19 protein-coding genes, 1 tRNA gene and 1 pseudogene are annotated in these 20,171 nt (G+C 41.0%); 6 read left to right on the top strand and 15 right to left on the bottom strand.

Annotated elements, in window-relative coordinates; translation table 11 throughout:
* Window positions 1-102 precede the first annotated feature (102 nt).
* From E2H97_RS10175 to E2H97_RS10150, 6 genes and pseudogenes are all read left to right on the top strand, one after another.
* Window positions 103-318: pseudogene (locus tag E2H97_RS10175) on the top strand (hypothetical protein); the annotation flags it as partial.
* Window positions 319-348: 30 nt separating this feature from the next.
* On the top strand, window positions 349-1,701 hold the full coding sequence (locus tag E2H97_RS10170; RefSeq protein ID WP_133407033.1) for a DUF262 domain-containing protein: 1,353 nt from the start codon (window positions 349-351) through the stop codon (window positions 1,699-1,701).
* Complete coding sequence (locus E2H97_RS10165) at window positions 1,698-3,611, top strand: DUF262 domain-containing protein (protein WP_133407032.1); 1,914 nt, start codon at window positions 1,698-1,700, stop codon at window positions 3,609-3,611. The genes E2H97_RS10170 and E2H97_RS10165 overlap by 4 nt, the downstream gene beginning before the upstream one ends.
* Before the next feature lie 72 nt (window positions 3,612-3,683).
* Window positions 3,684-4,538, top strand: a complete 855-nt coding sequence (locus tag E2H97_RS10160; protein ID WP_133407031.1) for an MATE family Na+-driven efflux transporter — start codon at window positions 3,684-3,686, stop codon at window positions 4,536-4,538.
* A gap of 68 nt (window positions 4,539-4,606) precedes the next feature.
* Entirely contained in the window at window positions 4,607-5,623 is a 1,017-nt protein-coding gene (locus E2H97_RS10155; RefSeq protein WP_133407030.1) for an IS110 family RNA-guided transposase, read from the top strand.
* A gap of 339 nt (window positions 5,624-5,962) precedes the next feature.
* Window positions 5,963-6,313: a hypothetical protein gene (locus E2H97_RS10150; protein ID WP_133407029.1), complete on the top strand. Its 351-nt coding sequence runs from the start codon at window positions 5,963-5,965 to the stop codon at window positions 6,311-6,313.
* Window positions 6,314-6,897: 584 nt separating this feature from the next.
* On the opposite strand, the gene E2H97_RS18800 is transcribed toward E2H97_RS10150, so the two are convergent.
* The 15 genes from E2H97_RS18800 to radD form a co-directional block, all read right to left on the bottom strand.
* The gene (locus tag E2H97_RS18800) at window positions 6,898-7,041 is read right to left on the bottom strand and encodes a hypothetical protein (RefSeq protein ID WP_170308282.1); all 144 of its coding nucleotides are present in this window, start codon (window positions 7,039-7,041) and stop codon (window positions 6,898-6,900) included.
* A 184-nt stretch (window positions 7,042-7,225) separates the two neighbouring features.
* Window positions 7,226-7,693, bottom strand: a complete 468-nt coding sequence (locus E2H97_RS10145; RefSeq protein ID WP_218938209.1) for an ImmA/IrrE family metallo-endopeptidase — start codon at window positions 7,691-7,693, stop codon at window positions 7,226-7,228.
* The gene (locus tag E2H97_RS10140; RefSeq protein ID WP_133407028.1) at window positions 7,693-8,052 is read right to left on the bottom strand and encodes a helix-turn-helix domain-containing protein; all 360 of its coding nucleotides are present in this window, start codon (window positions 8,050-8,052) and stop codon (window positions 7,693-7,695) included. The genes E2H97_RS10145 and E2H97_RS10140 overlap by 1 nt, the downstream gene beginning before the upstream one ends.
* A 255-nt stretch (window positions 8,053-8,307) precedes the next feature.
* Window positions 8,308-9,825: a site-specific integrase gene (locus E2H97_RS10135; RefSeq protein ID WP_170308281.1), complete on the bottom strand. Its 1,518-nt coding sequence runs from the start codon at window positions 9,823-9,825 to the stop codon at window positions 8,308-8,310.
* A 310-nt stretch (window positions 9,826-10,135) separates the two neighbouring features.
* Window positions 10,136-10,223, bottom strand: a tRNA-Ser gene (locus E2H97_RS10130).
* Window positions 10,224-10,351: 128 nt separating this feature from the next.
* A complete protein-coding gene (hisIE, locus tag E2H97_RS10125) occupies window positions 10,352-10,969 on the bottom strand; it encodes a bifunctional phosphoribosyl-AMP cyclohydrolase/phosphoribosyl-ATP diphosphatase HisIE (RefSeq protein WP_133407026.1) in 618 nt (205 codons plus the stop codon).
* 7 nt (window positions 10,970-10,976) lie between these two features.
* Window positions 10,977-11,753: an imidazole glycerol phosphate synthase subunit HisF gene (hisF, locus tag E2H97_RS10120; RefSeq protein WP_133407025.1), complete on the bottom strand. Its 777-nt coding sequence runs from the start codon at window positions 11,751-11,753 to the stop codon at window positions 10,977-10,979.
* Complete coding sequence (gene hisA, locus E2H97_RS10115) at window positions 11,735-12,472, bottom strand: 1-(5-phosphoribosyl)-5-[(5-phosphoribosylamino)methylideneamino]imidazole-4-carboxamide isomerase (protein WP_133407024.1); 738 nt, start codon at window positions 12,470-12,472, stop codon at window positions 11,735-11,737. The genes hisF and hisA overlap by 19 nt, the downstream gene beginning before the upstream one ends.
* Complete coding sequence (gene hisH, locus E2H97_RS10110; protein WP_133407023.1) at window positions 12,469-13,098, bottom strand: imidazole glycerol phosphate synthase subunit HisH; 630 nt, start codon at window positions 13,096-13,098, stop codon at window positions 12,469-12,471. Before hisH ends, hisA begins: the two co-directional genes overlap by 4 nt.
* Window positions 13,098-14,186 (bottom strand): bifunctional histidinol-phosphatase/imidazoleglycerol-phosphate dehydratase HisB, encoded by a 1,089-nt coding sequence (gene hisB, locus E2H97_RS10105; RefSeq protein WP_133407022.1) that lies wholly within the window; start codon window positions 14,184-14,186, stop codon window positions 13,098-13,100. Before hisB ends, hisH begins: the two co-directional genes overlap by 1 nt.
* Window positions 14,183-15,241: a histidinol-phosphate transaminase gene (gene hisC / locus E2H97_RS10100; protein ID WP_133407021.1), complete on the bottom strand. Its 1,059-nt coding sequence runs from the start codon at window positions 15,239-15,241 to the stop codon at window positions 14,183-14,185. The genes hisB and hisC overlap by 4 nt, the downstream gene beginning before the upstream one ends.
* Window positions 15,228-16,541, bottom strand: coding sequence for a histidinol dehydrogenase (gene hisD, locus E2H97_RS10095; RefSeq protein WP_133407020.1), 1,314 nt, complete (start codon window positions 16,539-16,541; stop codon window positions 15,228-15,230). Before hisD ends, hisC begins: the two co-directional genes overlap by 14 nt.
* A gap of 5 nt (window positions 16,542-16,546) precedes the next feature.
* Window positions 16,547-17,443 carry an ATP phosphoribosyltransferase gene (gene hisG / locus E2H97_RS10090; RefSeq protein WP_133407019.1) on the bottom strand — a complete coding sequence of 299 codons (897 nt, stop codon included), beginning with the start codon at window positions 17,441-17,443 and terminating at the stop codon, window positions 16,547-16,549.
* 462 nt (window positions 17,444-17,905) lie between these two features.
* Window positions 17,906-18,169 (bottom strand): GrxA family glutaredoxin, encoded by a 264-nt coding sequence (locus E2H97_RS10085; RefSeq protein WP_133407018.1) that lies wholly within the window; start codon window positions 18,167-18,169, stop codon window positions 17,906-17,908.
* Between the two features lie 64 nt (window positions 18,170-18,233).
* On the bottom strand, window positions 18,234-19,967 hold the full coding sequence (radD, locus tag E2H97_RS10080; protein ID WP_133407017.1) for a DNA repair helicase RadD: 1,734 nt from the start codon (window positions 19,965-19,967) through the stop codon (window positions 18,234-18,236).
* Window positions 19,968-20,171: the final 204 nt, after the last annotated feature.

The raw sequence follows: 20,171 nt of genomic DNA, 5'->3' as shown, positions 1-20,171 counted from the left end.
CCAAGATCATTGTGATAATATCTGTCGCATCACACTAGAACTATTGCCACTGTGGCAAAGTCACATTAATACAATTGCTACGTCTCAGGGAACCAGAGTTGTATGAGCATTAACAAATCATCACTATCAGAAACTGATATCATAACCAAGTTCATCCTACCTGCTGCCAAAAAGGCTGGTTGGGACGATATGACTCAAGTTCGCCATGAGATCAAACTTCGAGATGGTAAAGTGGTGGTACGAGGCAAAGTCGCAGAGCGTAAAAAAGTGAAGTCGGCTGATATTGTGCTCTACCACAAACCAAACATGCCACTTGCCGATGCCATAGTTGAGGAGGCACTGGCGTAAATGTCGATTATTCACAAGGATGTACAGTCCGTTAAATCACTGTTAAGCGAACCTCTGTCCATTCCCAGTTACCAGCGCCCCTATAAATGGCAGGGCAAGCATGTCAGTCAATTACTGGACGATGTCATTCTGCATCGCAGCAAAAGCCGTTACAGGCTGGGTACGGTAGTCTTACATCAAGATGATAAGAAACAGCAAAAAAGTATTGTGGATGGTCAACAAAGGCTGCTGACCCTGACACTGCTGTGTTCACTACTGGATAAAGCTAGACAGTTTCGTCCGCCCCTGCTGGAACAAACGTTCAGCTCAAAGGTGACACGTGAGAACCTACAACATAATGCCGCAGTGATTGAAAGCCGGATCAAACAGCTAGGAGAGGCCGATCGGGAAGAACTGATCGACTTTATCCTACATAAGTGTGAGCTGATTGTTGTCAGGCTGGACAGTCTGAGTGAAGCCTTCCAGTTCTTTGATTCCCAGAATGCACGGGGTAAAGAGCTAGAACCCTTCGATCTGCTGAAAGCCTTCCATCTCAGGGAGATGGAACACAACACTGAAGATGAGCGTACCCTGTGTGTGCAAAATTGGGAGGACAGTGTCAGCCCAGACCACACCCGAAAGCAAAGCCTGCCCAGCCTGCATACTATTATGAGCGACTATCTGTTCCGCCTGCGCTGCTGGGCAGATGGAAAGCCCGGCCAGTTGTTTAGCCGCCATAATATCGATGTGTTTAAAGGCGTGAATCTCAATCAGAAAAGTTACCCGTTTGCTTCCGCCATGCGGGCGCTGGATGTTCAGGTTGACCAGTATAACCTTGACTCAGTAAGGCGCTGGGATCAGCAGATCATGGGCTATCCGTTTCAGGTGGATCAAACCATGCTGAATGGTAAGCGTTTCTTCGAGTACATTCAGCACTACATCCATATCTACAAAACCCTGTTTATTGATGATAAACCTGAGCTTCGACAGTTGATGAATATTATCAATCACTACAAGGGGCGTAGCCGCAAGGGTGACCATTATGTGAGAAACCTGTTTTTCTGCGCGGTAATGCACTATTACGACCGCTTTGGTGATGACGAGCTGGAAAAGGCAGCACGGCTCTGTTTTGTGTGGAGTTATCGCATTCGTTTGGAACAAAACCGTGTGGTTATTGAATCTATTGATAACCAAGCCAGAGCGCGGAACGAACTGCTTCATGTGATTCGTCAGGCACTGCAACCACAGCAGGTGCTGGCATTTCCTATGGTACCAGTACATAGGGACAGTATCAAAGGCACCAATCTTGGTAATCATAACCCTGAAGTGAATGGCCTCGTTGAACAGTTTGAAGAGATGGGATATATCCAATGACCAGTTTAGAGAATAAAGAAATAGAAGAACTGTCTGTATCCCAGCTGTTCTGCGAGCAGACGTATGTGATTCCCATCTATCAGCGCAACTATGCTTGGGGTGAACCTGAAGTTGAACAGTTGCTTCAGGATGTGATGGATGTAGCCATGCAAAACAGTACATCCGATTATTATATTGGTAGCCTGGTGGCTTATCGTCGTGAAAATGGTGAATTTGAAACCATTGATGGCCAGCAGCGACATACGACCCTGAGCATTCTGCTCGCTGTGCTTAAAAATGAGTTTGAACAGGATTTGGGTAAAGTCGACCATATCAACCTCGGGTTCGACAGCCGACCAAAATCAGACCAAACCCTGAGAAAGCTTTTTAAAGACCCTCATCGAGCAGGTGATGAACCGGAAGAACGCACAATTCGTTCTGCCTATGAAGTGGCGTACCGGTATCTGTCTCGGGAAAAGGACAAGGTGGCAGCCTTCACAAAGTACTTGCTTGAGTGTGTCAAGATCTTGCGGGTTGTTGTGCCTGCCGACACCGACCTTAACCATTACTTTGAAATCATGAATAACCGTGGCGAACAGTTGGAAAAGCATGAAGTGCTTAAAGCTCGAATGATGGAGAAGCTTGATACAGATCAGCATCGCACTGCTTTTGCAAAGATATGGGATGCCTGTTCGGATATGAATCGGTATGTGCAGTTGGGAGTAGATTCCAAGGTACGAGAGAAAATATTTGGAAAGAAATGGGATAGATACTCATATGATTTTGAAGAGCTTTGTGAAAAGCTGGCAGTAGCCTCTCCAACGCACGAGCAGCAAACTCTTGCCGATATTATTGCCGAACCAAAGCTCAAGGACGAGGTCTATAAGCCAAAAACTGAAGAAGCAGGCACTTTCAGCACCATCATCAACTTTTCAAATTTTCTACTGCATGTTCTTCGAGTAACCACGCAGGAAGATGTGCCTTTGGATGACAAGCGACTACTTGATACCTTTGGACAGCACTTTGCCAGAAAAGGCGAAAATAAATTAACGCCAGATGAGTTTATTCTGGACTTACTCCTGTGCCGCTTACTCTACGACCGCTACATCATTAAGCGGGAAAATGACGAGGGCTGGAGCCTGAAATCGCTCACCCCATACGAGTCTTCTTTCAATTATAACAACAGTGCAGGCGATATGAACAAAACACTGATAATGATTCAGTCAATGTTTCACGTCTCCTTTCCTGCTCTTGTATATAAGCATTGGCTCAATGCTGCACTCAATCACTTGTTCTGGGAGTGCGATGAAGATGACTTGAAAGTAAAGGTTGATGAAGCAGGCTATTTGGAATTTATGGAAGAATTGTCAGATAAGTTCTTCTATGGACGATTCGGCATCTTCCAAGACAATGAACCAATCGACTATTACAAACTGACATTTGAATCCCCTAGGTTGCCCAAAAAACTGGATAAGTCCCATCTTGAACAGGCCACCAATGTTCAGAACTTTATTTTCAACCGGCTGGATTACCAACTCTGGAAGCGCCTAGATGCTGGAGAAACATTTGAAAACGTGAACATGGATTATGTGAACAACAGACTCAGACTCAATGGCTTCAATTTCACATTCCGTACTTCAGTAGAGCACTACTACCCTCAACACCCGCTTGGCGGGGCTGAAAAAATGGCGGATGTGGATCGCTTTGGTAACCTGTGCTTGATCAGCCGAAGTAATAACTCAAAACTGAGTAATTACCTTCCACTTGCCAAGAAGCAACATTATGAGAAGGCATCGACTGTCGAGAGCTTGAAGCAGGTGTTTATGATGAGTTATTCAGACTGGGGGGGTGGATATTCAGAGGTGGTTACAAATCATGAAGAGTTAATGATTAAGGTTTTGACTCAGAAGTATGAGCCATCGGTGAGTTAACCATTACTAAATGGAATGTGAAATATACTGTTACGATTAGTTGCATCACTCATTACTAAGAGATTTCGACAATTGATAGGTCAACAGAATGATATCAACTGGAAGCTTTGGCTGACATTATCTGTTGCTAGCTTTATCCCTTTAATTTACAAAACTGTCCGTATTCATTTTTTGGGTACGATGCCCGAAACTGGCACTTTTAGCATTGCTGCTCAAGTTGCTTGGTTGAATGTTGGGTATGAAGTTATTAGTGATGCATTCATTCTCCCTTTGGCATATATCCTTGGGAGGGTTAGCTCGAATACTAGTCGTTTTAATGAGCGCTTCTCAGGGGCTTTCTTGGCTTTGATAGTGGTTTACAGTATTTGTACGTCGTTTGTCTTACTGTACGCTCCTGAGCTTGTTGTAGCGATGAAGCAACAACAGGCCTTATATGAGAAAACAGTCGAATATATCAGGTTAGAGGCGATTGCGATCTTTATTAGCAGTTGTTATGGGCTCATCAGCTTGGCTCTAGTGCTTTACAATCGACATAAAGCTCTCTATTTACTTTTGCTTATACAAACGCTATTTACGATTGCTTGTGATACTGTTTTTGTTAGCCAATATTCCTTCTCCATAAAGCTAGGCGTTAACGGAATGGCTATAACAAATATCATCGTGTCGTTGGCTATGATGGTAATTGGATATAACGCACTTAGTAAGAGTGGAATCCGACTTTCATTAAGAGATTTAGATTTTGGAAAGCTCAATTGGTTTCGTGAATGGTTTAAAGTCGGAACCAAGTCGGGATTAGAGTCATTGGTAAGAAACATAGCCTTCATCATCATGATCTTACAAATGATTAATGAATTGAATCATGCTGGAACGTTTTGGATAGCTAACGGTTTCATTTGGGGATGGCTATTACTTCCAGTCCTTTCTTAATGAGATGGTACGTCCCTCCCTGCATACAGTTAAACTGCAACTGATGTAGCCTTTAAAGGAAGTGCCAAATGAATACTCCACACATTATTGGAATCGACTTAGGTAAAAACTCTTTTCATTTAGTTGGCCATGACCAATCTGGTCAACGGTTATTTAAGAAAAAGCTTACTCGCCAAAAGCTACTCGAATTTTTGGCATTTCATGAGCCGGTGATCATAGCTATGGAATCGTGCGGCGGCTCTCACTGGCTCGCGAGAAAATGTTCTGAGTTTGGACATACTGCTAAGTTAATCCCTCCCCAATATGTAAAGCCATACGTTAAAACTAATAAAAATGATTTCATTGATGCCGATGCTATTGCTGAAGCCGCTTCTCGACCAACTATGAGGTTCTCGTCTCCAAAAACAGAATCAGCTCAAGTTATCTCGACCATTCAAAAAATTCGTAATGGGTATATTAGAGAGCGAACCGCATGCATGAACAGAATAGGCTCAATTCTTCTTGAATTCGGGATAAGTTTGCCAAAAGGACACTTTATTATGAAAGGTCTGTTTCAATGGCTAGCTGATAAGAATCAACATCTTCCACCCCTAATTGTTTTTGAGTTAACAGAGTTACATGAACACTATCTGAACCTTAATGAGCGTATAGCATCACAAGCGAATAAAGTTGAGAGAATTCTTGCTGATAATGAGCAAGTTAAACAATTACAAAGTATCCCAGGCATAGGTCCTGTTGTCGCAAGCGCTTGTGTATCATCTGTTAGTGAACCAAGCGACTTCAAAAATGGACGAAATTTCGCAGCATGGATTGGGCTTGTTCCCCTCCAGCACTCTACAGGTGGAAAAACCATATTACTTGGAATATCAAAACGTGGAAATAAAGAGCTGAGAACACTATTCATCCATGGTGCGAGGTCTATTTTGTGGCGAGATAAATCTGCAGAGAAATACTTTGGTTCATGGCTTATCAACCTTAAAAAACGAAAGCCTTTTAACGTTGCTGTAGTTGCATTAGCCAACAAAATAGCCCGTATAGCCTGGGCAGTTTTAGTCAATAAAAAGTCTTTTGAAATCAGAATATAGTCAGAATTTGCAGTGAGAGTAAAAGATGACACAACGGTTAGACCACCAGACTGATGACCTGTTGCCCCAAACAGCAATGTAAAATGCTTTTCGCTTTGTGAGGACAGTCTGGCGCATACCTCATCATAGAGCTGAGACTAATGAAGGTCTCAAAAAGACTCTGAATATATTAGCGCAAATCAGCTCGTTATTTTTAACTCTAGTTGCAATAACGGGACGTACCATATATTGGGGCAGGTAATTAAACGAGAAGCAGCGATTCAAAATGGGCTGAGTAAAAAATGTATCAATAAGTACTTGAAGCTAACTTTGTTTATTGTAACGTTATGGCTAATTACAATGCCTTTATGGGAAGCGTTTATTAAAAACGTCATGGGGGTCGCTAATGCTCATGAGGTGGTTAGTTTAGTGATCCTCTTGTCTGGTTTTTATGTCGTTTTTGCACTTAACAATGTCATCGATAGCTATTTCTACGGAACTGGTCGAACAGATCTACTGCTTTACCAATCAATGGTAATAAACATTCTTTATTACGGTGCAGCATATGTCTGTTATTTAAAAGGTTGGTATGTTCCTACGCTATCAAATATCGCAGTGTTGTTTGGTTCAGGTATTGTTTTTGACGCGCTGATCACATGGTTGCTGTACTGGCTAGTGAGGTCACGTGAAGCCCAGACTGCAATTCTCTAAGTTTGATGATCCGATGCATATTTAACAAGTCTTAAAAATTATCACGTTGTGTACGAAAAGTGAGTTTTGTCGTAATTGAAGGTGTTATTACTTATCTGTTTATGCTCGACATTTACCAGCCAAACATGCCAATTTTGTTTCGGTTAAAAGAAAAAAACTCTGCGTTAGTCGCTGAGAATAAGGGGCGCAATAGGGCTTTTTTTAGCACCATTTAAGGCACTTTTGCCGATCATTCGAATACAACTATAATTTACTAAGGATAAAATCGAAGCAAAGCCTTTAACCGTGTGAGTTTGAGGCGTTCCCTTTGTAAAAGTTGAGTAAGCTATTTTGATCTATCTCCCCCCGTTACTCTTGCGCCAAAATACGCAAGGGGAACGCTTTATACTTTTACAAGGGGAACGCGCAAGATTTTGCCATAAGGAACGCTTGGTGTTGGCTGAGAAACAACAGCTTTTTTGTTAAATTGATGCTGGAGTATTTTTGAGGTCAAAGAAGCCTTTGAAACTTAAATTTGAGTTTAAGTGGGGGCCAATACAAAAAAGCAACTGACTAGCAGTTGCTTTGAATCAGCACAGATTGTCTTACTTTTTATTGCATCGAGTACAATGTGGTATGACAAAGCATTTAGCTTTCTTTGGGTAATACACTTTACCGTCACGAACCACACTTCGAGCAAAAGTCACATCACAAGTATTTTTGCACTTAGGGCAATAACCTGATTTCATGTGAAATTCTCCATGTAGTGGAGTTTAATCACAAGGAAATACTTGCGGAAAAATGATTTTTGTCATATTCTCCGCTATGGAATTCGTTATGACCTTGAAACTAAACTCTAGGTTAATAACACGTTGGACTAGGTTACGCCAATAACCATACCAACCCCATAGCTCTGCCTTTAGGCAGAGCTTTTTACATTTGAATTCCAAACTCGAAAGATAGCTGTTGAGTTTGATACCCCAAATGTTCCAATATTACATCAGCAAAACTGTCAGCTTGCCATTCAGCGTCTTCAGATTGTGTTGGTATTGTATCTGCGCAATGTAACACTGCTTTATGCAATAAAAATAAATGGCCTAGTTCGTGCAGCATCACGAATAATGCATCCTGCTCTCCATCACATGCTCCTTCGTATATTTTACTTGGAACAGTTATAGTTAAACTTGCAGGATCGTAGTGTCCTCTTGTGAAACCAAGCCACTCATCATCTGGTAATACGGATAGTGTAATTCCATACATTGATAAGGCTTCAAAAGAGTCTTCTAGGTTTCTTTTGTTTCGCTTGTTTATTTTGAATGCTTTGGCAACTTTTAATGCTCTAGCTCTTATATCTTCAATATGCATAGGGGAAACGCGGTTTCCCCTTAGTTGATAATCCATTATGCATTTTCTCCCTCAATCTCATGAAGTAAATCCGCCAACATTTTCAATTGTTCTGGGTTAAATTGAGAACTTGCAAAACCAGCTACTAGCATCTGATGTTGCTGCGATAACCCACTTAAAGGAACAGTTTCATTTGAAACGTTTGCTAACATTTCAATATTATGAATTTTGCTACCTTTTTTTTCTAAGAAAGCATCTATTTTTTTTACCCAATCCATTGATATTTTTTTACTTCCAGTTTCTAAGCAGCTCAGATATGCTGGTGACGTTTCTAACTCTGTTGCCATTTTTCGCAATGAGTAGTTGATGTCTATTCTGGCTTTTCTAATAGCCTTACCAAAATCTGTTAATGCCATGACTAAACCCTCCTTAGGTTTCGATTGGTATAATATTGACTAAATTAACAAGTGTCAACCAATTTGGTGAACAAAAATTAATTGATTTGGTAACTCTTAATTTCGTCTCTAGAGCTAACCTAATAAGACCAAAACCTTTCCCCACCACAATATACCCAAACAAATCCAAACTGAGCACTCAATGTAAATTAAATTGAGTGCCGAATGTTTCAATTTGCAGCTTTGTATATATTAAAATCATTGATTTTGCTGAGCTTATTTAATCTTGCAAACAATATCATAAAGAACCTTGATATCAGTCTGAGAGGACTTGTAGTGTCTGTAGGTGATATCGTCATCCATGCTATGACCCATGAGCGTCTTTACAAGTGATAGTTCTACGCCCATACAAAGCAATTCGTCGGAAAAAGTCTTTCTAAGGCAATGAAAGTCGATTTTATTGCCGTTTAGGTGTTCATCGTCTTTGTTTATGCCGATATTTTTAAGCATTGTCCGGTTAAACCAACGACTGATCGAATCACCTAGGCTGTGCGCACCTTTTTTTAGCTCTGGAAACACTCTGGCAGTTCCTTTATGACGCTGTTTTTTTACAAACTCAATAAATCCGAGTTCAACAAGCTTAGGATGGATAGGAATTATCCTTTCAGAACCTTCAGTTTTAAGTGAGGCGCCATGTAAATCAATAAGCCAGATCTCGCCCTCAAGTTTGATCTGCTTTGGAGTAAGTTGTGCTATCTCATTCAATCTCATTCCTGTGTAGCGACCAAGAATTGGGAACCAATAGGCAGCAGTTCTGAAGCCTTGTGCTTCGTTACTTCGCTTGAATTGATAGTTAAGAACCTGTGAAAGTTCATTCGACTCAAATTTTCTTCGCTCAAATCGCTGCGTTTGTCTGTTTTCTTTAACATCTAGACCGGAAAATGGGTTTGGTTTGTCTTCATCAGAATGTGCAAGATACCAAGTCATAAAAGTGCGGAAGTTGGATAGAATGGCATTGATCCGTTTTGCTGATAAAGCCTGATGATTCTGCCCCATTCCAGATCGTTCCATCACTTTCCTCTTTATTTCAACAGCTAGCTTTTTATCGATTTCGCGTACATCAAGCTCTGAACCATACCATTCGCTTAACATTGCGAACGACATTTGATAGTGGTGCAGAGTTGTTTCTTTAACGGAACGCTTTTTTTCTTCGCAGAACTTTTTGAAAAGATGATTCATGCTAAACTCCTCACTTGAATGGCCATTGTTGTCACTTTCTTCCACTAACCTTTTTTTAGCGAGTGTTAAAAGGTGCTGATGAGTTAGAATAGGTAGTGCTTTAATTGGATCTACTTCATTTGTCGTCACAGTTAGGTCTTCAAAAGCGTTGTCATTGCTTAGTTTATCGAGTTGAAGAAAAAACTGGTTCATCATGCGGATCATTGTGCTGAGTGCATAAGCCTTGTGTTCATCAAGTTCGTTGTACTCAGAAATAAATTGGGGCATTGAATGAGTTAATGGATCGTTTGTAGATACAAGGTTAGGTGCAATTTCCTCAAGAGAATCGAGTTCCTGCTCTGAAAGAGTCCTACTACCAGGCGAGACATTTGGATAAAAACTATTGTTAATGAGTTTCTTGCCTACCTCTAAAAGCGCTGAGAAACGTTGTTTTAAAATTTGCCTGATTTCATGCTGTTTAACATCAGTCATAAACGCTCTGTGTAAATCAGAGCCCTCAAATGGTACGTACTCATCGCCTAGTGGGAAAAGTTTTACTGTTACATTTTCTGTCATGGTCTCGATGTCCTTATCAAGATTGCGTTTAATGAAGGCTCCCAACAACTGTGCGGTTGCAGCATCATCCGTTTGCAACGAGCCGCAAAAGTAGCCGTTTCGAGGAATATAACAGGTTTTTTGAAAAACGATCCGAGGAAGTCGAAATCTTAGAAAAAAATTTTTTGAATTCGAGAATTGATAAAGGTGATTCGTCAACATTTTTGCCATTTTAACCTCTGATTTGTGACAGAGTTATGTGACAGATGTTTGTGAATGTCGGTAACCGCTAGATTAAAACTACTTATTTATCAGTGGCTTAAATAAAATCTGGCGGTGAGGGAGGGATTCGAACCCTCGATACGTTTCCGTATACACACTTTCCAGGCGTGCTCCTTCGGCCACTCGGACACCTCACCGTTTTGTTGTCGAGAATCGCGAGACTTCGCTGTCGACGGGGCGCTACTTTACGCAAAAGCCGATACTCGGTCAAGCTAAAATCAAGTATCGGCGCTTAAGTGGATAAATGCTAGACGTTTTAAGTTGTTTATTGCTTATGCCTTGATTGCAAACAGCTTATCGTATCTTTTAGGGATAAGTTTTGGGATTCCAGTAATACCATTAAATGAAAGAGTAGATCGGCACTTTCGTTAATGAGTTCTTCTTTATCATTAACGGTAGCAGCAAGGGCGACTTCAACGCCTTCTTCTCCTACTTTTTGGGCGATACGTTTTACACCTGAATCAAATAAGGATTTGGTGTAACTCTTTTCTCCATCCGCATTTTTTCTTGTTTTGATAAGTTGAGATAAACCCTGTAAAAATGGTTGTGCGGTTTCATCATCCCAACAACTGGTAGTGCCTAAGTGACAGGTTGGTCCGTTAGGAATCGCTTGAATTAGCAGGCTATCGTTGTCGCAATCAATACTGGCTGATACTAGTGTTAGGAAGTTACCTGAGCTTTCGCCTTTTACCCAAAGCCTTTGCTTGCTTCGACTAAAAAAGGTGACTTGTTTGGTTGTTAATGTTTGGTTAAGTGCTTCGGCGTTCATATAACCAAGCATTAATACTTGCCCTGATTGATAGTCTTGCACAATGGCAGGCACTAAGTGGTTTTGTTTTTCCCAGTCGATATTGGATAAGTTTGTTAGGGTAATCTTTGTCATCTTGTTCTCAGTCGATTCTGGTCGGTATTTGGTTACTAGCTAATTGCTGTTTTAAATCGCTTATGGCGATTTCTTGTTTGTGAAATACGCTAGCGGCTAGAGCACCATCAACATTGGTCTGGTTAAACACATCAATGAAATGCTGAGTACTTCCTGCGCCGCCCGATGCAATAAGCGGTACTGAGCAAATGGATCTGACTTGTTGTAATTGCTCAATGTCGTAACCGTTTTTTACACCATCTTGATTGATGGCATTGAGTACGATTTCACCACAGCCTAGTTGTTGCACTTTTTCTACCCAATCAAGCGTGTACCAGTCGGTAAATTGTGTGGTGACATCAGAGCCTGTGAATTGTTTTACTTTGTAACTATTAGTGGCTTGGTCGTGATATGAGTCAATGCCAACCACGATACATTGCTTACCAAATTCGTCTTGCATTCGAGTGATCAGTTCAGGCTCAGAAAGTGCTGGTGAATTGATGGAAATTTTATCTGCACCATAGGCGAGAATTTCTCGGGCATGCTCTAGCGTTTTAATGCCACCAGCGACACAAAATGGAATGTTGATCACTTCGGCAACTTGCTTAACCCATGATTTATCGACTTTATTGCCGTAAGCACTGGCGGTAATGTCATAAAATACGAGTTCATCAGCCCCTTCGTACGAATACCTTGCTGCAAGCTCTACAATATCACCCATGACTTTATGGTTGGTAAATTGCACACCTTTGACCACTTTACCGTCGCGTACGTCTAAGCAGGGGATTACCCGTTTTGCCAACATTGGATTGCCTCCTCAACCGTAAACTCATTAATTAATAGCGCCTTACCAACAATGACACTTGGTGCTCCAGATTGCTTAACGTTTTCGATGTCTTGTAGATTTCCGATCCCACCAGATGCTTGCCATTGAATATTGGGGTATTGCTGTGATAGCTCTTGGTATAAGTTAACGTTCGCGCCTTGTAAGGTGCCATCACATGAAATATCAGTGACTAGACAATGCTCAACATCGTAAGCTTGATATGTGTCGAGTACATTTTCTAACGTAACATTAGAGTTTGCTTGCCAGCCTGAGGTCGCGACACACTTTTTACCATCTTCTGAAATGTTGATGTCTAGGGCTAAACAAATTCGTTCGGCTCCAAATCGTTCAAAGCATTGTTTAACGATTTCAGGTTGGCTAACGGCTAATGAGCCAATCACCACACGTTGTACTCCAATATTTAGTAGTGCTTCAACTTGCTCAATTTTGCGTATTCCACCACCAACTTGAATATTGGCAGATAATGATTGTGTTAGGTTTTTTATTAGAGGCAGTTGACGTTTTTCAGGATACTTTGCGCCAGTTAAGTCCACGAGGTGAAGCCAAGTGGCACCTTGTTGTTGATAGGATTGCAATTGGATTAGTGGATCGACACTAAAATCCGTTTGTTTTGCGTAATCACCTTGGAATAGACGAACCACTTTTCCGTCAATTAAATCAATCGCTGGGATGATCATTTTTGTTCAATCCTTAAATTTATAAAATTATTCAAAATGGCTGAGCCTGTGTTGCCGCTTTTTTCAGGATGAAATTGCAAGCCGATAAAGTTGTCTTTGGCTATAGCTGCACTGAACAGGTTGCCATAATCGGTGCTGGCAATGGTGTAGCCGCTAATAGGAGCGCCATAGCTGTGAACAAAATAGACAAAGGCGTTATCCGCAATTCCATCAAATATTGGATGTGTCATATTGCTAAGTTGATTCCATCCCATATGAGGTAGTGGCTGTCCTTGGCTTTCTAATTGCTCGACCTGAGTTGGTATTACACCAAGCGTATTTACACGAGAACTGTTGCTTGATTCTTGTGATGTCTCAGTCAGTAATTGCATACCCAAACAAATGCCTAAAACAGGTTGAGTGAGTTGTTGTATGGTTTCAACTAATCCTTTGCTAATTAGGGATTGCATTCCCGGTTGTGCTGCACCTACACCCGGTAATATTACTCTTGCTGCTTGCTTTATTATCTTAGGGTTGTCACTAACAATAACATCATCCGTTATGCGTCTAACGGCTTGATATACAGAGGTGAGATTACAAACACCTGTGTCGATAATCACAGTATTATTTTTGCTGGTTTCAACCATTAGAGTGTCCCTTTACTGGATGGCAGCACATCAGACTCAACCTTAATAGCTTGACGTAAACAACGACCGAGCGCTTTAAATTGTGATTCTACTAAGTGGTGTTGGTTTTCTCCTTTTGCGGAGATGTGGAGGTTACACAGCAATCCATCTGATAAAGAATGGAAAAAGTGAGGTACCATTTCGGTTGCCATATCGCCCACTTGGTCGCGAGTGTAATTCACATCATATTTAAAGTATGCACGACCCGATAAATCGATTAAGCACTGAGCTTGAGTTTCATCCATAGGCAAGCTAAACCCAAATCGTCCGATACCACGTTTATCTCCCAATGCTTTTTTCATGGTTTGTCCAAGGGCGATACCTGTATCTTCTATGGTGTGATGATCGTCGATGTGTAAATCACCAGATACATCAACGTTAAGATAAAAGCCTGCATGAGTGGCGATTTGGTCGAGCATGTGATCGAAAAAGCCAATGCCTGTATTGATTTGACTTGATTGTGTTTTATCTAGATTTACTGTCACTTTGATTTTTGTTTCTTTAGTATTGCGCTCGACACTTGCTTGGCGAGGAGTATCACCCAGTGATGCGACAATGGCATCCCAATTCATTTGCCCACGGTCATATTTGATGCCTTTTAAGCCCATCGCATCGGCGAGTTGAATATCGGTGTCCCGATCACCAATAACGACTGACGTTTCGAAATCAATACATCCATTCGTGAGTAAGTGTTTGACCAAACCCAGTTTCGGCTTACGGCAACTACAGTTATCACTGTCAAAGTGCGGGCAAATGAGCTCGTCTTCAAATTTCACACCTTGGCTAGCAAATAAGTTCATCACGAATTGATGTGATTCTTCAAAGTCAGCCGTTGGAAAAGAATCGGTACCTAAACCATCTTGATTACTGATCAAAATGAGTTTGTAGCCTTCACTTTGTAATTTAAGTAGGGCGGGGATGACATTGGGCTCAAATTCAACTTTATCTAGTCTATCCAGTTGCTTATCTATTTCAGGCTCTTTTACTAAGGTGCCGTCACGGTCGATAAGTAACATTTTGGTTTTTGTTGTAGGGATGTATTGTGTCATGCTTGTTCTCCAGCACTTAAAGTATCTATCAATTGTTGGATTTGAGTGCTATCACCAATAGTGAAACGGATGTAACGACTGAGCTGTGGATTGCTGTAACGACGAGCCAAGATGCTGTTATCAATAAGGCTTTGCCATATTTTTTGGGGTTCTGTAAATTTCGCTAAAACAAAATTGCCGAAGCTTTCAAAGTAAGGGATATCTGCTTTCTTCAAATAGCGTTCTAATCGTTGTTTTTGTTGATTAAGCTCTGAAACTTGTTGCTGCATTATCTCAATACCATTTAGAGATAAAGATTGTTGTGCTATTTCGGCAACTGGAGTCGGAATTGGGTAAGGAGCAATCACTTTACTTACTAACTTTATTATCGCTGGATTAGCCAACAGGAAGCCGCAGCGTAACCCTGCCAATGCAAAGGCTTTGGATAGGGTACGAAGTACTACCAAGTTTGGATAGTTTTCTAGTAAATCAACAACAGAACTCGTGGGCGTAAACTCAATATAGGCTTCATCTACTACAACCAGTTGTTGTGGAAATTGCTGTAAGGTCTTTTCAATTGAGTCAGGAGAAACAAGGGTTCCAGTTGGATTATTTGGATTACAGATAAAAATCAGTTTTGAATTGATATCGCTGCTTTTAAGTTGAGGTAAAGTAAAGTCATCGGTAAATGGAATCGCAACAGACTTGACCCCGCATGTTTCAGCCGAAATCGCATACATGCCATAGCTTGGAGCAAAGTAACTAATGCTGTCTTTGTTTGGTGTACAAAAGGTACGGATCAGTAACTCAATTGCTTCATCTGCACCGCGAGTACAGAGAATTTGGGGTTGATTAACACCTGCGTACTCGCTATATCGCTTAATGAGTAGCTCTGGTTGTGGTTCTGGGTATCGATTAACGTTATCTAAGTTTACTTGTCCAATATTGTTATAAGGTGATTCGTTAGCGTTGATCATTACTACCGCTTCACCACCAATTTTTCGTGCACTTTCGTATGGTACGATCTCTTTCAAATCGGGGCGTTGTAGTTCAGCGATCCAATTAAGATTTTCCATTATCTTGCTCCTTTAAAATCGCTTGCTTACGCACTCTAGCAGCATTGGCGTGAGCGTCTAGTTGCTCAGCATCTGCTAAAGTGATGACTGCATCGGCAATGGCTAAGAAGCCTTGTTGATTGAGGCTTTGTACTGTGTAACGTCGTTGAAAATCAGCCAATGAAAGGCTTGATACTGATTTTGCGTAACCATAAGTCGGTAATACATGGTTTGTTCCACTGGCGTAATCCCCCATTGACTCTGGTGAATAGGCGCCTAAAAAGATTGAACCAGCGTTTCTAAATGAGCCTAATAATTCTCTTGGTGATTGAGTTTGTACAATCAAGTGTTCGGGGGCATAGCGGTTTGATATTTCAATGGCTTGCTCGATATTATCAACCACAATAACTCGGCTCTGGCTTAACGCTTGAGTAGCGATTTCTTTCCTTGGGAGATCTATCAATTGTTTTTCTACTGCATTGCTTATCGCATCCGCTTGTTCTTGGCTGGTGGTAATACAGATACATTGCGAGTCGACGCCATGCTCCGCTTGGGAAAGTAGATCGGCTGCCACAAATTCTTCATTAGCTTGGTCATCGGCAATGACTAATACTTCCGATGGTCCAGCTGGCATATCAATGGTAGTTGGGGTTCTGTTGTCACTGGCGATAGCACTTTTGGCTGCTGTCACATAACGATTTCCCGGTCCAAATATTTTATCTACGGGCTTGATGGTTTCTGTGCCAAAGGCGAGGGTGGCAATGGCTTGAGCGCCGCCTAATTGATAGATCTCAGTGATGCCACATTGTTCTGCAATGGATAGAATTGCTGGGTGAATAGGTGGTGGAGATACGATAACTTTACGTTTGCAGCCTGCTAACATGGCTGGAATAGCGAGCATCAGAGTTGTCGAAAGTAACGGAGCTGTACCACCGGGAATGTATAAACCTACAGACTCAATAGCTTCAGTTCTTAACTCACATTCAAGGCCTTTTGTGGTTTCAACTTTTATGGTTTCTTGTGCTTGAGCAGCGTGAAAACGCTGGATATTGCCAAAGGCTACACTAATCGCTTTCTTTAGTTCATCATCAAGTTGTAACTTAGCTGATTGAATATCTGATTGATTGATGGTTAAGTCATCAATGACGACATTATCCAACTCAGAAGTTAATGCTCTGAGCGCTTGATCACCATCAGAAATCACTTGCTCGATTATGGCATTAACTTGGCTAGATACATCTTTGCTTTGTATCAGTTCAGCTCTGGACAATACTGCAGTTTTCTCAGCATTATCTAAACTAGACCACTTCAATAATTGCATTGCCTTTACCTCATCATTTTTTCGATAGGCAAGATCAAAATCGAACTGGCACCCAAGGCTTTGAGTTTTTCCATGGTGCACCAGAAGATATCTTCTTTACTGACAGCGTGAACAGCAACGGCGTCATCATTATGAGTGAGATCCATAATTGTTGGGTTTTCAGCGCCCGGAAGAAGTGAAATGACATCTTCTAATGATGATTTAGGTACGTGCATCATGATGTACTTGCTTTCATTGGCTTGCATTACACCATCAATCCGACTGAGGATTTTATCTATCAATGCCAATTTGGTTTCGTTATCAACACTAGGGCTTTGGATTAAGCAGGCTTTTGAGCGGAAAATAACATCTTGCTCTACTAATCCGTTTGCAGCGAGTGTGGCACCTGTCGAAACTAAGTCGCAGATAGCATCTGCTAATCCTGCTCTAGGCGCGACTTCAACAGAACCTTTAAGTTCACAGTCTTGAACGGTTAAGCCCTTTGAGTTCATGTATTGCTTGAGAAGGTAAGGATAAGATGTGGCGATACGAGCATCATTCAAGCTTTCAATGCCTGTGTATTCTTGCTCTGATGGGGTAGCGATAGATAAACGGCATTCACCAAAATTGAGAACCTTAATTTTTTGATACTCGGCAGGGGAATTGAGCTTCTGTCGAGTGAGCTGAGTTTCTACTAGTACGTTTTCACCCACAATCCCAAGATCAACCACGCCATCCATAATTAATCCGGGAATGTCGTCGTCACGAACACGCAGCATATCGATATCAAAGTTATCAGAATGGGCGATAAGGGTTTGCTTGCTATATGTGAATTTAATACCACAGGTTTTTAAAAGCTGAATGGACTCATCGGCTAGGCGACCTGATTTCTGAATGGCGATTCTAAGTCTGTTTGTGTTCATTGTGTTTCCTGATACTGGATACCATTTGTACGTAATGTGAATGGCAAAATTAAAATTAATACGAAAAAGCCCCTGAATTCCTTCAGGGGCTTCAACTTAAAATTTGAGTATCAGTCCACCGGAAGGAATACACCTCCGGTGAATAACAACCGAAGGCTACCGCATATGATGATGGCGATGATGTTTGAAAGCGTTCAGTTCTAAGATCATGTCTAAATCCTGTTTATGTATGTGTTATTGACAAATAAAAAGGCGTCAATTTGTAAGTCTTTTTTTAAGTTATCTGGCTTTGAAAAAAAATGCAAGAGGATATTTGTGAATTGTTAATTATATTAGGTGAATAAATAATTGGTGGTGAGAATTTTGAGAATTTTGAGAATTTTGAGAATTTTGAGAATTTTGAGAATTTTGAGAGGAGTGGGAGGAGTTTGCCCGCCGTAGCAGGCAAATAACAGCTACGTATTAGCTTAGAAGCAATCCGTTTTTAGCAACATAAGCTTCAAACTCGGTACAGCCGCCAATGTATTGCTCATCAAGGATAACTTGAGGAACAGTGCGAACATCAACACCTAATTTTTTACTTAATTCTTCTTTTGAAATGTTTTCGGCATACATATCTGTATAGGTGAAATCAAAATCATCACGTTTTTGTTTTAACATTTCAGCAATTTGCACTGCGCGTGTGCAAAACGGGCAACCTGGGCGCCCATAAATGGTTACTTGCATTGTTACTCCCATGTAACTTTTAAACAGAAAATCGAACTTTTATACCATAGCAAGACCTGAAATTCTAAGGATTACTTTCAGTTTGATATCGACCTTTATAATCGAAAAAACTCTCAATCCATTGCCAGCCTTTTTTTTCTTTTTTCAGCAATAACATATCGGGTTTCCTGAACTTTGATGAGTCGTTGATAACATCTTGCGGTTTTTTATATTTAGGATGCTGAGTCCCCGGAACTTTGGTATGCGGATGAACAAATAACGCAAATAAAGCGCGAATTTGGGCAGGCGTTTCCATTTTAAAATAGCGGTGAAAATCATTGCCCTCATAATCTATATATTGAACTTTTAAGGTGGAATTCTCTGCATGTAGTAACATATCTTGGCATTTGAATAAGTGATGATGTTGCTGAGATAACACTTGTTTTAGACGCTTATCAGGATCAATCAGTGTTGAATTACAACTCTGACAAACTCTGGCTGCTATATCGTTTTCTTCACCACAGTCAGGGCAAGATTTAGAGCGAAAGCGAAAGTCGCATTGTTGTGTATGGCCATTATGTTCAACAATTCCTTGGCAGCGTCGACCATAATGTTCAACTAAGTCACCATCGGCATCAGTAATTCCCCAAAACGTATTCGCAAATTGACAAACAGGGCAGTGAACTTGCACAGGTACACTTTTGCTATTTGGCTTAGTTTGTCCAACTTCAGGAAAGTAAAGATCATAACCATTAGCGGCATAATCGATCACTAAGCACTCTTCTTTACCGTCAGCTAAACGTAATCCTCTTCCCACCATTTGTTGGAATAGGCTTACCGATGCTGTTGGGCGTAAAATAGCAATAAAATCCACATGTGGAGCATCAAAACCTGTGGTTAATACGGCTACATTGACCAGGAATTTAAACTGTTTTTGTTTAAACGCTGAAATGTATTGGTCGCGGTCGGCTTGAGGGGTTTCGGCAGTGATTAACACTGAATCGTCATCAAGGTAAGTCATGATTTCTTGAGCATGCCTAACGGTAGATGCGAATATAATTACACCTTGTCTTTGCTTTGCTAACTCAATAATTTGATTTGTGATCGCTTTAGTTGCACGTCCCGCATGGTTAAGAAGGTTATCTACTTTTTGTTGATTATATTCACCTGTTTCAGATGGCTGAATTGAGCTGAAATCATATTGTGCTGAAACGCCATCTAATACTTTAGGTGGCGTTAAAAAGCCTTTTTTTATCAAAGGGCGAAGCGGTAATTCAAAAATGCATTTTTCAAAAATAGGTTGGTCATCGTTTCCCATTTTTCCGTGATAATGATGACGGTAAATCCAGCCACAGCCTAAGCGGTAAGGCGTAGCGGTTAAACCTAATAACCGTATTTTTGGATTGATGGTTTTTAAGTGAGATAGCAGTTGTTGATATTGACTGTTTTCATCCAAACTTACACGATGACATTCGTCTATGATGACCAATGAGAATGGAGTATCAAATTTTTCGATAGCCCTTGATGCTGATTGGACACTCGCTACAACGGTTTTACCTTGAGTTTGTTTCTTGTTTAGACCTGCAGAATAGATATCAGCATCTTCAGTCAGCAATCCTACTTTTTCAGCATTTTGCTCAACAAGCTCTTTAACATGAGTCAGGATCAACACTCGACCTTTGGCGATTCTTGCGAGTTCTGCAATAACAATACTTTTGCCTGCACCTGTTGGTAGAACGATAACGGCAGAGTCTGTTGAGGATTTGAAATGAGTAATGGCAGCATCGACGGAGTGCTGTTGATAGTCCCTAAGTTTCACTTGAAATATTTTAAAGGAATGATGAGCTGACTGTAACACTTAACTCAATGAATTACAGCGAGGATTGAAGTTTAGTTTTGAAGAGTATTCAGTTTTATTGGTCTAAGTGGAGTAATAGCATAAACGCCAACAGGAGCGCACATCCATGTGCTGACGACCGTGACATCCTGTCACGGACGGTTGTCCTATTATGCTATTACTCCA

This window comes from Parashewanella tropica, assembly GCF_004358445.1.
Lineage (GTDB): Bacteria > Pseudomonadota > Gammaproteobacteria > Enterobacterales > Shewanellaceae > Parashewanella > Parashewanella tropica.
Note: the sequence above shows the minus strand (reverse complement) of the source record. Positions and strands in the feature narration are given on the sequence as shown.